The 13,699-nt window shown below is 72.4% G+C and carries 11 protein-coding genes; 3 read left to right on the top strand and 8 right to left on the bottom strand.

Annotated elements, in window-relative coordinates; genetic code table 11:
- The first annotated feature begins 68 nt into the window (after positions 1-68).
- Positions 69-1,238, top strand: coding sequence for a serine protease (locus OOJ98_RS22770; RefSeq protein ID WP_267056783.1), 1,170 nt, complete (start codon positions 69-71; stop codon positions 1,236-1,238).
- Between the two features lie 92 nt (positions 1,239-1,330).
- Here OOJ98_RS22770 and hflX read toward each other — a convergent pair whose 3' ends face one another.
- From hflX to miaA, 6 genes are all read right to left on the bottom strand, one after another.
- Positions 1,331-2,833 carry a GTPase HflX gene (gene hflX, locus OOJ98_RS22765; protein ID WP_267056782.1) on the bottom strand — a complete coding sequence of 501 codons (1,503 nt, stop codon included), beginning with the start codon at positions 2,831-2,833 and terminating at the stop codon, positions 1,331-1,333.
- A 245-nt stretch (positions 2,834-3,078) separates the two neighbouring features.
- A complete protein-coding gene (locus OOJ98_RS22760) occupies positions 3,079-4,542 on the bottom strand; it encodes a M1 family metallopeptidase (RefSeq protein WP_267056781.1) in 1,464 nt (487 codons plus the stop codon).
- A gap of 165 nt (positions 4,543-4,707) precedes the next feature.
- Entirely contained in the window at positions 4,708-6,792 is a 2,085-nt protein-coding gene (locus OOJ98_RS22755) for a bifunctional (p)ppGpp synthetase/guanosine-3',5'-bis(diphosphate) 3'-pyrophosphohydrolase (RefSeq protein WP_267056780.1), read from the bottom strand.
- 245 nt (positions 6,793-7,037) lie between these two features.
- A complete protein-coding gene (gene dapF / locus OOJ98_RS22750; RefSeq protein ID WP_267056779.1) occupies positions 7,038-7,901 on the bottom strand; it encodes a diaminopimelate epimerase in 864 nt (287 codons plus the stop codon).
- A 78-nt stretch (positions 7,902-7,979) separates the two neighbouring features.
- Entirely contained in the window at positions 7,980-8,387 is a 408-nt protein-coding gene (locus tag OOJ98_RS22745) for a hypothetical protein (RefSeq protein ID WP_267057061.1), read from the bottom strand.
- A gap of 281 nt (positions 8,388-8,668) precedes the next feature.
- Entirely contained in the window at positions 8,669-9,607 is a 939-nt protein-coding gene (gene miaA / locus OOJ98_RS22740) for a tRNA (adenosine(37)-N6)-dimethylallyltransferase MiaA (RefSeq protein WP_267056778.1), read from the bottom strand.
- 197 nt (positions 9,608-9,804) lie between these two features.
- Here miaA and OOJ98_RS22735 point away from each other — a divergent pair, with 197 nt between their 5' ends.
- Entirely contained in the window at positions 9,805-10,092 is a 288-nt protein-coding gene (locus OOJ98_RS22735; RefSeq protein ID WP_267056777.1) for a hypothetical protein, read from the top strand.
- Between the two features lie 232 nt (positions 10,093-10,324).
- Here the strand turns inward: OOJ98_RS22735 and OOJ98_RS22730 are convergent, their stop codons facing one another.
- Together OOJ98_RS22730 and miaB are read right to left on the bottom strand one after the other, a co-directional pair.
- Positions 10,325-11,032 carry a class III extradiol dioxygenase subunit B-like domain-containing protein gene (locus OOJ98_RS22730; RefSeq protein WP_267056776.1) on the bottom strand — a complete coding sequence of 236 codons (708 nt, stop codon included), beginning with the start codon at positions 11,030-11,032 and terminating at the stop codon, positions 10,325-10,327.
- Between the two features lie 111 nt (positions 11,033-11,143).
- Complete coding sequence (gene miaB, locus OOJ98_RS22725; RefSeq protein ID WP_267056775.1) at positions 11,144-12,631, bottom strand: tRNA (N6-isopentenyl adenosine(37)-C2)-methylthiotransferase MiaB; 1,488 nt, start codon at positions 12,629-12,631, stop codon at positions 11,144-11,146.
- 69 nt (positions 12,632-12,700) lie between these two features.
- On the opposite strand from miaB, the gene OOJ98_RS22720 reads away from it, so the two are divergent.
- Positions 12,701-13,696: a TAXI family TRAP transporter solute-binding subunit gene (locus tag OOJ98_RS22720; protein WP_267056774.1), complete on the top strand. Its 996-nt coding sequence runs from the start codon at positions 12,701-12,703 to the stop codon at positions 13,694-13,696.
- The last annotated feature ends 3 nt before the right edge of the window (positions 13,697-13,699 follow it).

Genomic DNA, 13,699 nt, shown 5'->3' with positions numbered 1-13,699 from the left:
CCACCGTACTGACAAGTGCATGGCAAAACCTGCCTCGACGGGCAGGCACACCAGGGGGAACCGTTCTCATGCGATCCATACGTCCGCTGCTGGCCGCTTCCGGCCTCGCGGCGGCTCTCGCGCTGACCGCCACCGCGTGCGGTCCGGGCGGGAACGACGCCGACAGCAAGCCGTCCGCCTCCACTTCCGCCACCGCCAAGGACGGCGCGACCGCGCCCTCCGACCTGGCCGACGCCCTCAAGAAGCACGGCGTCGACCTCGACAAGTGGAAGGACGGCGGCTGGAAGAACTGGAACAAGGACACCTGGCTGCGGCAGGCCAAGGACTTCGTCAACCCGGTGATCGACGGCCTGTGGAAGCCGGACCGGATGAAGTCCGCCAAGGACCCGCAGAAGACCATGGCGGCCGGCGACGTCAACGGCGGTACGGGCATCTCCGACCCCGTGCCCGCGCCCGTCAGGGCCGTCCAGGAGAAGCTGCCCTACCACCAGTACGCGGCCCCGGTCGGCAAGGTCTTCTTCGACTCCCCCGAGGGCCCCATGGTCTGCTCGGGCACCGTCGTCAAGGACCCCGCCCACCCCGGCAGGTCCAACATGGTGTGGACCGCCGGCCACTGCGTCCACCAGGGCGGCACCGGCGGCTGGTACCGCAACATCGCCTTCGTCCCCTCCTACAACGACAAGGGGAAGTCCGCGGCGGCCCTGAACAACGCCCGGCCGCAGGAGATCGCCCCCTACGGCGTCTACTGGGCCGACTGGGCCTCCACCTCCAACGAGTGGATCAATGACGGCGGCCCCACCGGCGGCACCGGCGCCCCCTACGACTACGCGGTCCTCCACGTGCAGCCGGAGAAGGGCACCAAGTCCCTCGAAGAGACCGTCGGCAACGCGCTGACGGTCAACTTCTCCGCCCCGCAGGCCAAGTCCGTCGCCTCGATGGGCGCCTGGGGCTACCCCGCGGCACCCCCCTACGACGGCCTGCAGATGTTCCGGTGCGTCGACCGCCCCGGCCAGCTCTCCATCAGCCCCGGCACGCCCCCGATGTACCGCATCGGCTGCACCATGACCGGCGGCTCCTCCGGCGGCGGCTGGTTCATGAACGGCCCCGACGGCAAGGCCCAGCTGGTCTCCAACACCTCCATCGGCCCGGTCACGGCGGGCTGGCTGGCCGGCCCCCAGCTCGGCGCGGGAGCCAAGGCGCTCTTCGACTCGATGAGCGCGAAGTACGGCGGCCGCTAACCCGGCACCCCTCGGCCCGTACCCCGGAACGGCACAAGGCCCGCTCCCTCACCAGAGGGAGCGGGCCTTGCCGTGTCGGTTCGTACGGACGCTCAGTGCGCGGCCGGCACATACGGAGCGAGCTCCGCGGCGAGCACCTCGTGCACCCGCGCCTTGAGCACGGTGCCCTCCGCCACGTGCTCCTCGGAGATCACCTCGCCCTCGGCGTGCGCACGGGCGATCAACTGCCCGTGCGTGTACGGCACCAGCGCCTCGATCTCGATCGAGGGGCGCGGCAGCTCGGAGTCGATGAGCGCGAGCAGCTCCTCCATGCCTTCGCCGGTGCGCGCCGAGACCGCGATGGAATGCCGCTCGATCCGCAACAGCCGCTGCAGCACCAGCGGATCCGCCGCATCCGCCTTGTTGATCACCACGATCTCGGGCACATTGAGCGCGCCCACGTCGCGGATGACCTCGCGGACGGCGGCCAGCTGCTCCTCCGGCGCCGGGTGCGACCCGTCCACCACGTGCAGGATCAGGTCGGAGTCGCCAACCTCCTCCATCGTGGAGCGGAACGCCTCAACGAGGTGGTGCGGCAGGTGCCGGACGAATCCGACGGTGTCCACCAGCGTGTAGAGCCGCCCGCTGGGCGTCTCCGCCCGGCGCACGGTCGGGTCGAGGGTGGCGAACAGCGCGTTCTCCACCAGCACGCCCGCGCCAGTCAGGCGGTTGAGCAGCGAGGACTTTCCGGCGTTGGTGTAACCGGCGATCGCGACCGACGGCACCTTGTTGCGGCGCCGCTCCTGACGCTTGATCTCGCGGCCCGTCTTCATCTCCGCGATCTCACGGCGCATCTTCGCCATCTTCTCGCGGATCCGCCGACGGTCCGTCTCGATCTTGGTCTCACCGGGGCCACGGGTGGCCATGCCGCCGCCACCGCTGGATCCGCCGCCGCCCATCTGACGCGACAGCGACTGACCCCAGCCTCGCAGCCGCGGCAGCATGTACTGCATCTGCGCGAGCGAGACCTGCGCCTTGCCCTCACGGGACTTGGCGTGCTGCGCGAAGATGTCGAGGATCAGCGCGGTCCGGTCGACCACCTTCACCTTGACCACGTCTTCGAGGTGGATCAGCTGGCCGGGGCTCAGCTCACCGTCGCAGACCACCGTGTCCGCGCCGGTCTCGAGGACGATGTCACGCAACTCCTGCGCCTTGCCGGAACCGATGTAGGTGGCCGGGTCGGGCTTGTCACGGCGCTGGTAGACGCCGTCCAGCACTTGGGCGCCCGCCGTCTCGGCGAGGGCCGCGAGCTCGGCGAGCGAGTTCTCCGCGTCCTGAAGCGTCCCCGTGGTCCATACGCCGACCAGCACGACGCGCTCCAGGCGCAGCTGCCGGTACTCGACCTCGGTGACGTCCTCGAGCTCGGTGGACAGACCCGCCACGCGCCGCAGCGCGGCACGCTCCGAGCGGTCCAGCTGGGCGCCGTCACGCGCTCCGTCGATCTCGTGGCTCCAGGCGACGTCCTCTTCCATCAGGGCATCGGCCCGAAGGCTCTCGGTGCGGTGCGTGTCCGCGAAGCTCTGCTCGTCCTGGGAAGGGGATGAAGAGGAGGTCATTGGATCCTTTACGTCGTCGGAATTACGGACCGGAAGCCCCCCGGGGGGACTCCGGCTGTGTCGGTCACAACGCGTAATGGGCCCAAATGATTCCCGTACGGAATCCGGTCCTGGCGGCGCCGCCGACGACAACGATGGTCGCACGGGGCCTCCGGGCCCGTCACCCCGGTTTTCCGCTCCGCCCGGCCCCGCACGTCGCGCCCCCGGCCGGCCCCGCGCCTCCCCGCGCCCGGCCCCGCGCCGGGTCAGGCGTGCTTCGGCGCCTGGCTGTGCCACTCCGGGTGGCCGGGCATCGGCGGGGTCTTCTCGCCGTACAGCCACGCCCTGAAGAACCCCGACAGGTCGCGTCCGGCGATCCGCGAGGCCAGGGCGGCGAAGTCGGCGCTCGACGCGGTGGAGTCCCGGTGGTCGCGCACCCAGCGCCGCTCGACACGGTCGAAGGCGCGGTCCCCGATCTCCTGGCGCAGGGCGTACAGGACGAGCGCGCTGCCGTCGTAGACCACCGGCCGGAAGATGCCGATCTTCTGCCCCGGTCCTGCCGCCCTGGGCGCGGCCGGCGGGCCGCCCGCCGCGCGCCAGCCGTCGGACAGGGCGTATGCGGCGCGCATCCGGCGCTCCATGGGCTGCTTGCCGAACTCCTCCGCGTACCGCGCCTCGTACCAGGTGGCGTGCCCCTCGTTCAGCCACAGGTCCGACCAGGCGCGCGGCGAGACGCTGTCCCCGAACCAGTGGTGCGCCAGCTCGTGCACCATGACGGAGTCGACGTACCACTCGGGGAATCCCGGCCGCACGAACAGGGACCGCTCGAACAGGGTCAGGGTCTGCGTCTCCAGCTCGAAGCCCGTGTCGGCGCCCGCGATCAGCACCCCGTACGTCTCGAAGGGGTACGCGCCGACCTGCTGCTCCATCCACGCGATGTGGCCGGGTGTCTTCGCCAGCCACGGTTCGAGCGTCGCCTTGTCGGCCGCCGGGACGACATCGCGGATCGGCAGCCCGTGCGGTCCCTCCCGGTGCAGCACCGCGGAGTGCCCCATCGACACCTGGGCCAGCTCGGTCGCCATGGGGTGGCTGGTGCGGTAGGTGGAGGTGATCGTCCCGCCCTGGCGCCGGCGCGGGTCGGGCAGGCCGTTGGCGACCACCGTCACATCGGCGGGCGCGGTCACGTGGAAGGTGAAGTACGCCTTGTCGGAGGGGTGGTCGTTGCACGGGAACACCCGGTGGGCGGCGTCCGCCTGGTTGGCCATGACCAGGCCGTCGGTGGTGCGCACCCAGCCGCCGTCGCTCGCTGCGTCCGGGACGCTGGTGTGCCGCACGGTGATCCGCAGCCGTTCGCCGGCGGTGACGGGGTGCTCCGGGGTGATCACGAGGTCCTCGTCGGCGCCGGCGAACCGGGCCGGGTGCCCGTTCACGTCGACGCCGTGCACCGTGCCCCGTGAGAAGTCGAGGTTGATCCGCTCCAGAGCGTCCGTCGCCACGGCGTCGATCGTGGTGACGGCCTCCAGCGGCTTCTTGTTGTCGCCGAGATAGGTGAGGCCGATGTCGTACGAGAGCACGTCGTAGCCGGGGTTTCCCAGGTGCGGGAAGAGCGGGTCCCCGATGCCGAGCGGCACCGCGGCGGGCAGGGCCGCGGCGACTACGGAGGCCGCGGCGGCGACGAGGAGCACGGCACGCAGATGGCGGGGGCGGGGACGGCGCGGGGTCAGCGGCATGCCCTACCGCTACCAGCGCGAGGGGGCCCGCCCGTGCCGACTCGCATGGGGGCCACCCGAACGGGGGTGGTGGGCGGTGCGATGACGGATGTCAGACGTTGACCATTGTCAGCGCCTGCCGCGCCGGCGTCACCCGCCCGCGTCCTCCGCCCGTGTCCTCCCCCGTCATCCCGCCGCGGCCGGATGCTGTGCCCGGCTCACGTCGTACACCCCGGCCACGTCGCGCATGGTCCGCATGAGGGCGGGCAGCCCTGCCGCGTCCGGGAGTTGGAGGGTGTAAGTGTGCCGGACGCGTTGTTCGCTGGGGGGTTCCACGGTGGCCGAGACGATGGCCACGTCGGCGCCGGCGATGGCTTCGGTGAGGTCGGCGAGGAGGCGGGGGCGCCCGAAGGCCTCGGCGACCAGGGTGACCCTGCACTGCGCGGTGTTCCCCCAGCGCACCTCCACGGGCGCGCGCCCCACGGACTGCATCCGCACCACGGCCGGACACTCCTGGCGGTGCACGGTCACCGCCGCGCCGCGCACCGAGAAGCCGGTGACGGCGTCGGGCGGCACGGGGGTGCAGCAGCCGGCGAGGCGTACGGTCACGCCCGGCAGGTCGGTCACCGCGCCAGCGGCGGCGCGCCGGTCGGCCGGCACGTTGACCTGGGGGCGCGGCGCCGCGGCGGGCACGGTGACGCCCTCCGGGTTGGCCGCGAGCCAGCCGGTGATCGCGATCCGGGCTCTGGGGGTCCTGGCGTGGTCGAGCCAGTCGGCGGAGGGTCCGGAGGCGGCGTCCTGGGCGAGCAGGAGCTGCACGGTGTCGCCGTCGTCGAGGACCGTACTGAGCGTCGCGAGGCGGCCGTTGACGCGGGCGCCGATGCAGCTGTGGGCGGCAGCGCCGTACTGCGCGTAGGCGGCGTCGACACAGCTTGCCCCGGCCGGCAGGACCAGGGTGCGGTCGTCGGCGCAGAACACGGTGATCTCGCTGTCCCCGGCCAGTTCCTCGCGCAGGGAGGACCAGAAGGTGTCGGGGTCGGGGGCGTTGCGCTGCCAGTCGAGGAGGCGGGAGAGCCAGCCGGGCCGGGTGGGGTCCTCGCGTTCGTCGCCCGTCTGCTGCGGCCCGTCGCCGGGCCCTTGGGCGTAGGGGTTGCCGAGGGCGATGACGCCGGCTTCGGCGACGTCGTGCATCTGGCGGGTGCGGATGAGGACTTCGGCGACTTCGCCGGACGGGCCGACGACCGCGGTGTGGAGCGACTGGTACAGGTTGAACTTGGGGGCGGCGATGAAGTCCTTGAACTCGGAGACGACGGGTGTGAAGCAGGTGTGCAGTTCGCCGAGGACGGCGTAGCAGTCGGCGTCCTCGCCGACCAGGACGAGCAGGCGGCCGAAGTCGCTGCCGCGCATGTCGCCGCGTTTGAGGTGGATGCGGTGCACGGATACGAAGTGGCGTGGGCGGATGAGGACTTCGGCGGGGATCCCGGCCTCGCGCAGCACGGCGCGTACGCCGTCGGCGATGCCGGCGAGGGGGTCGGGGGTGCCGGCGTTGGCGGCGATCAGGGCCCGGGTGTGTTCGTACTCCTCGGGGTGCAGGATCGCGAAGACGAGGTCTTCCAGTTCGGACTTGAGGGCCTGCACGCCGAGGCGTTCGGCGAGGGGGATCAGTACGTCGCGGGTCACCTTGGCGATGCGGGCCTGTTTGTCGGGGCGCATCACGCCGAGGGTGCGCATGTTGTGCAGCCGGTCGGCGAGTTTGATCGACATGACACGGACGTCGTTGCCGGTGGCGACGAGCATTTTGCGGAAGGTCTCGGGTTCGGCGGCCGCGCCGTAGTCGACCTTCTCCAGTTTGGTGACGCCGTCCACCAGATAGCTGACTTCTTCGCCGAATTCGGCCCGTACCTGATCGAGCGTCACCTCGGTGTCCTCGACGGTGTCGTGGAGGAGCGAGGCGGTCAAGGTGGTGGTTTCCGCGCCCAGTTCGGCGAGGATCAGCGTCACGGCGAGCGGGTGCGTGATGTAGGGCTCGCCGCTCTTGCGGAACTGGCCGCGGTGGGACGTTTCGGCGAGGACGTAGGCGCGGTGCAGCACGGCGAGGTCCGCGTCGGGGTGGTGGGCGCGGTGGGCGTCGGCCACATGGCCGATGGCGTCGGGCAGCCGGTCCCGCGGGACGGGGCCGAGCAGTGCCGCGCGGCCCAGCCGGCGGAGGTCGATCCTGGGGCGGCCGCGGCGGCGGCTCTGCGCACCAGGATTCGTGGCCTCTGCGCTCATGGGGCACCTCCGGCAGCATCGACCGGTGGTGGAGGGACCGGCTTGCCCCTCCGGACCGGTGCTTGATGCTACCGAGCCCACCACGTGGCGCAGTCCCGCTCTCGCTCAGCGTGAACCGGATCACCCATTCGAGCGAAGGTTTTGGCCACGCCCGTTTCGCCGCCGACCGGTCCGGTCACGTCCGGTCACGGCGGGGTGATCCGCTCGGCGGGGGCCCGCGGTGGCGGCGCCGTCGGGGGTGGCGCTCAGGCCGTGAGGAGCGCCGGGTCGATGACGCCTTCGGCGACGATCACGGCGGGTCCGGTCATCTCGATCTCGCCGTCCGGGTATTCGGTGATGACGAGGGTGCCGCCGGGCAGGTCGACGGTGTAGGTGACCGGGGTGTCGGTGACCGCCGGGTCGGCGCCGTCCCTGCGGGCGGCGGCCACGGCGACGGCGCAGGCGCCGGTGCCGCAGGAGCGTGTCTCGCCGGCGCCCCGCTCGTGGACCCGCATCGCCACGTGGCGCGGGCCGCGGTCGACGACGAACTCGATGTTCACGCCGTCCGGGTAGACGTCCGCGGGGGTGAAGGGCGGCACCGTGCGCAGTTCGCCGGCGTGGTCGAGGTCGTCGACGAACGCCACGGCGTGGGGGTTGCCCATGTTGACGTTGCGGGCGGGCCAGCTGCGGCCGTCGACGGTGACGGTGACGCCGGCCTCGGGGAGCAGGGCGCGCCCCATGGAGACGGTGATGTCGCCGCCCTTGGCGAGGTGGACCTTCTTGATCCCGCCGCGGGTGGCGACGGCCAGGTCGCCGGCCGCGACGAGGCCGGCGCGCTGCAGGTAGCCGGCGAAGACGCGCACTCCGTTGCCGCACATCTCGGCGATCGAGCCGTCGCCGTTGCGGTAGTCCATGAACCATTCGGCCTCGTCGGCCATGGTCTTCGCCTCGGGGTGGGCGGCGCTGCGCACCACGTGGAGCAGGCCGTCGCCGCCGATGCCGGCCCGGCGGTCGCAGAGCCTGGCGACGGCGGCTGCGGGCAGGTCGAGGGCGTTGTCCGGGTCGGGGACGATCACGAAGTCGTTCTCGGTTCCGTGGCCCTTGAGGAAGGCGATCGGCGAAGTGTTCACGCGTCAATCGTACGGGGGTGCGCCGACAACGGGCCGGTCAGGCGGTGTCCGCGGGCGGCGCCGGGGTGTGCGGCGGTGTCAGCGGAGCCGGGCCACGCGCCATACGGCGAGGGCGACGAGGACGGCGGCGACGCCGACGTACAGGGCGAGGACGCGCCAGTCGGGGCGTTCGCACGAGCCGCGGCCGGGCAGGCCGGGCCAGGTGTGGCCGACGCGGCGGGCGGCCATCATGCCCCAGCCGGCGGCGCAGCAGCTGATGAGCAGGCCGAGCATGGCGACGACGGGTCCGCCGTCGCCGAATTCGAAGGCGAGGGGGAAGGCGAACATGAGCGAGCCGAGCGCCGCGAGCGTCACGATGGGGGCGAGCTGCCAGATCCTGAGCCGGCGCTGGGGCCGCAGTTCGACCTCGACCTCGCCGCCGTCGGAGACCGCTCCGATGGAGCCGTCCTCCGGCCCGTCGGGGCTCAGGCCCGAGGCGCCGAGCACCGCGGAGCCGAGCGCCGGGGGCGGTGCCGCCGTGTCGTGGGCGGTGCCGGTCGGGTCCTGGGCGGCGGATTCCGCTTGCGGGGGCTGCGTCACCGCTGACGCGTGGTCCGGTGAGCTCGGGGGCGCGGTGTCCTTCCGCGATCCTTGCTCTCTGTCGCGAGGGCCGGCCTCCATCGCCACGCGCCCTCCCAACTCGGACTCCACTGGTGGATCGACGTTTGATGATGGCACGCGCGACAGCGCCGCATTGACCGGCGGAGCGTCCCGATGCCATCACGTGATCAGGCTGTAACCGCTCGTTCGACCAACGCCAGCGCCTGGTGCGGGAGTTCCGCCCGGTCGTGTGTCGCGCCGCTCATCCAGTGGACGCGGGGATCGCGCCGGAACCAGGAGTCCTGGCGGCGTGCGAAGCGCTTGGTGGCGCGTACGGTCTCGGCGCGCGCCTCGTCCTCGGTGCAGTCGCCGGCGAACGCCGCGAGGATCTGCTGGTAGCCGAGGGCTCGTGAGGCGGTGCGTCCGTCGCGCAGGCCGCGCTCCTCCAGGGCGCGCACCTCGTCGACGAGGCCCGCTTCCCACATGCGGTCGACGCGCAGGGTGATCCGTTCGTCGAGTTCGGGGCGGCCCACGTCGACGCCGATCTGGACGGTGTCGTACACCGATTCGTGGGTGGGCAGGTTGGCGGTGAAGGGCTGTCCGGTGATCTCGATCACTTCGAGGGCGCGCACGATGCGGCGGCCGTTGCCGGGCAGGATGACGCGGGCCGCCTCGGGGTCGGCGGCGGCGAGCCGACGGTGCAGGGCGCCGGGGCCTTCCTGTTCCAGTTCGCCTTCCAGGCGGGCGCGTACGGCGGGGTCGGTGCCGGGGAAGTCGAGCACGTCGATGGCGCCGCGTACGTAGAGGCCGGATCCGCCGACGAGGACGGGGGTGCGGCCTTCGGCGAGGAGGCGGTCGATCTCGGCGCGGGCGAGCTTCTGGTAGAGCGCGACATTGGCCGGTTCTGTGACGTCCCAGATGTCGAGGAGGTGGTGCGGGACGCCGCCGCGCTCGTCGGGCGTCAGTTTGGCGGTGCCGATGTCCATCCCCCGGTAGAGCTGCATGGAGTCGGCGTTGACGACCTCGCCGCCCAGCTGCTGGGCGAGGAAGACGCCCAGATCGGACTTTCCGGCCGCTGTCGGACCGACGACGGCGATGACCCGCGGTGCGGGAGCTGCACTTCTCACCCTCACAGTCTCGCAAACCTCGGCGGCCGTTCTCGAACGAGCTACGTGACGGGGCGCGGCCGGGTTCGTTGCCTGTTGCGAGGTTCCGAACGCCGGTTTGTTGACCGGTGCCGCCGGGCGACGCAATGAGGCGCTCCGGCCGGCCCGGGATTTCGCCCACACGAGTACGTTTTGGAGTAGATATGGGCGTTTTTTCGATGTTTCGCCGTAAGGCCGACGCGGCTGTCGCGCAGCCGGCCGAGGAGGCCTCGGCCACCACGCTGACGGCGGAGCCGGAGGCCGAGGGCGACACCGCCGCGGCGGGCTGCTGCCCCGCGGCCGACGCTCCCGAGGGGTCCGAGGACGCGACGGGTGGCGAGGCCGCCGCGGAGAGCGGCGCGGGCGAGGCGGCGCAGGGCGCGGCCGCCGAGGGGGTCGAGATCCCCAAGCAGCAGTCCGCCGGGGAGGCCGCGGACAACGAGGCCGGCGAAGGCGCCCGCAAGTAGGTTCCCGCCCCGCATGACCCGCAAGGACGCCGACGGCCTCACCGTCCGCGTCCGCGTCGTGAACCACGCGCGCCGGAGGGCCGTGGAGCCGCCCGCTCCACGGCCCTCCGGGGTGTCGACGGCCCGCCGGCTCCCTGCGCGCCGCCGGCCGCGGCCGCTCGGCGCCGCCAACTCCCTTGTGCGCGGAGCGATTACGGGAGAGCCGGCCCGGCCCCGGGCCCGCGACGGGGTTTCAGGACCAGACGCCGACGAAGTAGCCGACTCCGTACGGCGCGTCCTCGTAGAGGAGACGTCCTGCGAGACCGGCGCCGCCCGCAGCCCCCGCGAGGACCTGCCAGGGCGCGCGGCCGGCGGCCTTCAGTTCGTGCGCCCGCTGGTCGTCGAGACCCGTCAGGGCCGCGAGATCGGCGGAGCCGAGGGCCTGCGCGGCGACCCGGTCGAACGCTGCGGCCCGCTCGTCGAGGTAGCCGGGCGCCTTGAGGGTGCGGCAGGCGCTGCCGTCGCCCATCACGAGCAGCGCGACCCGGTCCGCCCTGGCGGCGAGTTCCCCGCCGAGGCCGACGCACTGCCTGGGCTCCAGCCGTTCGGCGACGGCGAGCCCCTGGACGGGCGCGTCGGCCCAGCCGGACCGCTCCAGGAGCCAGGCGCCGACCGTGAGCGGGAGCGGAAGCCGCTGCGCCCCGGCCTCACCCGCACCCGCACCCAGGCGCACGGAGAGGTCCACACCGACCCCGGCGAACGTGCCCACCGTGCCCTGCCGGAACGTGCCGCCCTCCGGCGCGGGGCCCACCACGACGAGCAGGTCGGGCCGGGACGCGGCGAGCACGCCGAGCGCGTCGGCGCAGGCGTCGCGGGCCGCGTCGAGCTCCGGCGCGGCGCCGGCGGCGACCTCGGGCACGAGCAGGGGCGGGCAGGGGCAGACAGCGGCGGCTACGAGCATGATCCGCAGCCTAGCCCCGTCCGTGCGCGCCCCGGGCCGCTCCCCCTCGGGAAGCCGCCGGGCCCGCGGGCCGCTCCTCTGGCACGCCGCCGGGCCCGCGCCCGGCCGGCCTCACACGACCGAGCAGCCCCCCGTGGGCTCCGGCAGCGGGGCCGGGGCGCCGATCTGGGGCAGGCCCAGCATCACGCCGGCGGCCTTGGCGGCGGGGGCGGCCGTGCGCTTCTCCCAGGCGTCGCCCGCGCGGGTGCGGCGCACCGACTCCGTCGGGCCTTCGGCGAGGAGGTGGTGCGGGGCGGCGTAGGTGATCTCGACGGTCACCACGTCGCCGGGGCGCACGTCCTGGTCCGGCTTGGTGAAGTGGACCAGGCGGTTGTCGGCGGCGCGGCCCGACAGGCGCTGCGTGGAGCCGTCCTTGCGGCCCTCTCCCTCGGCGACCATGACGTCGAGGACGCGGCCGACCTGCTTCTTGTTCTCCTCCCAGGAGATCTCCTCCTGGAGCGCCGAGAGACGCATGTAGCGCTCCTGCACGACCTCCTTGGGGATCTGCCCCTCCATGGTCGCGGCCGGCGTGCCGGGACGCTTGGAGTACTGGAAGGTGAAGGCGTTGGCGAAGCGGGCCTCGCGGACCGTGTGCATGGTCTGCTCGAAGTCCTCCTCGGTCTCGCCGGGGAAGCCCACGATGATGTCGGTGGAGATCGCGGCGTGCGGAATGGCCGCGCGCACCTTCTCGATGATCCCGAGGAAACGCTCCTGCCGGTAGGAACGGCGCATCGCCTTGAGGACGGTGTCCGAACCGGACTGCAGCGGCATGTGCAGCTGCGGCATCACGTTGGGCGTCTCGGCCATCGCGGCGATCACGTCGTCCGTGAAGTCGCGCGGGTGGGGCGAGGTGAAGCGGACCCGCTCCAGGCCCTCGATGCTCCCGCAGGCGCGCAGCAGCTTGCTGAACGCCTCACGGTCGCCGATGTCCGAACCGTAGGCGTTGACGTTCTGCCCGAGCAGGGTGATCTCCGAGACGCCCTCACCGACCAGCGCCTCGATCTCGGCGAGGATGTCGCCGGGACGGCGGTCCTTCTCCTTGCCGCGCAGCGCCGGGACGATGCAGAACGTGCACGTGTTGTTGCAGCCCACCGAGATCGACACCCACGCCGCGTACGCCGACTCGCGCCGCGTCGGCAGCGTGGAGGGGAAGGCCTCCAGGGACTCGGCGATCTCGACCTGCGCCTCCTCCTGGATGCGGGCGCGCTCCAGGAGCACCGGCAGCTTGCCGATGTTGTGCGTGCCGAAGACGACATCGACCCAGGGGGCCCGCTCCACGATGGTGTCGCGGTCCTTCTGGGCGAGGCAGCCGCCGACGGCGATCTGCATGCCGGGCCGCTTCGTCTTCATCGGGGCGAGCCTACCGAGGTTGCCGTACAGCTTGTTGTCAGCGTTCTCCCGCACCGCGCAGGTGTTGAAGACGACGACGTCGGCATCCCCGTCGGCGCCCTCGGGCGCGCGGACGTAGCCGGCTCCCTCAAGGAGGCCCGACAGCCGCTCGGAGTCGTGGACGTTCATCTGGCACCCGTAGGTGCGCACCTCGTAGGTCTTCGCACTCATCTCGCACACCAGGGTACGGGGCCCGCCGACCCCTGGTCCTCGCGGGCGATCAACTGGCAGGATCCAGCCATGCTCCCCGTCCTGTCCCGGCTCTCCCGCAAGCGCGCCCTGCAAGGGGCGGCGGCCTCCGTCGTGGCGCTCGGGCTGCTCGTGTGGTGGCTCGTGCCGTTCGGCAGCCCGTCGCCGTCCGGCACGATCGACATCAGTACGGGCGTGCGCACCGGGGTGTACCAGCGGTACGGCGAGCTGCTGCGCCAGGCCCTCGCCACCGATCTGCCCGACGTCCAGGTGGAGCTGCGCACCAGCGAGGGCTCGCAGCAGAACCTCCAGCGGGTCGCCGACGGCGTCTCCGACTTCACCATCGCCACGGCGGACTCCGTCGACAAGTTCCGCAAGGACGGCAAGCCGGGCGCGGACGAGCTGCGCGGCTGCGCGCGGCTGTACGACGACTACGTACAGCTGGTGGTGCCGAGGGACTCCCCCGTGCGGTCGGTCGCGGATCTGCGCGGCAAGCGGGTCGCCGTCGGCCAGGACGGCTCGGGCGTGCGGCTGCTCGCCGACCGGCTGCTGCCGGCCGCCGGCCTGGATCCGCAGAAGGACATCACGCCCGTCCCGGCCGGCATCGACACCATGCCGGAGCTGCTGCGCGGCCACCGCATCGACGCGTTCTTCTGGTCCGGCGGCCTGCCGACGACGGCCGTCCTCAAACTGTCCCAGGCGTACCCGATCCGTCTGGTGCCGCTCGCCGACCTGGTGTCCGCGCTGCACAAGGCGGACGGCAGCACCGGCTACTACCGGGCGGCGACCATGCCGGCCGATGCCTATCCGCAGGCCCAGCGGGGTGTACCCGTGCCGACGATCGCCGTCGCGAACCTCCTGGTGACCACGGACCGCACCGGCGCCGCACTGACCGAGGGCTTCACCCGCACGGTGATAAACAGCCGTGACCGCATCGGCCGTGAGGTCCACGCGGCGCAGCTGGTGGACCTGCGGACCGCGATCTACACCAATCCGCTGCCGCTGCACGACGGGGCCCGCGACTACTACCGCTCGGTCAAGCCCTGAACA

Source organism: Streptomyces sp. NBC_00083 (assembly GCF_026343295.1).
GTDB lineage: Bacteria > Actinomycetota > Actinomycetes > Streptomycetales > Streptomycetaceae > Streptomyces.
This window is presented reverse-complemented; position numbering and strand designations above follow the sequence as displayed.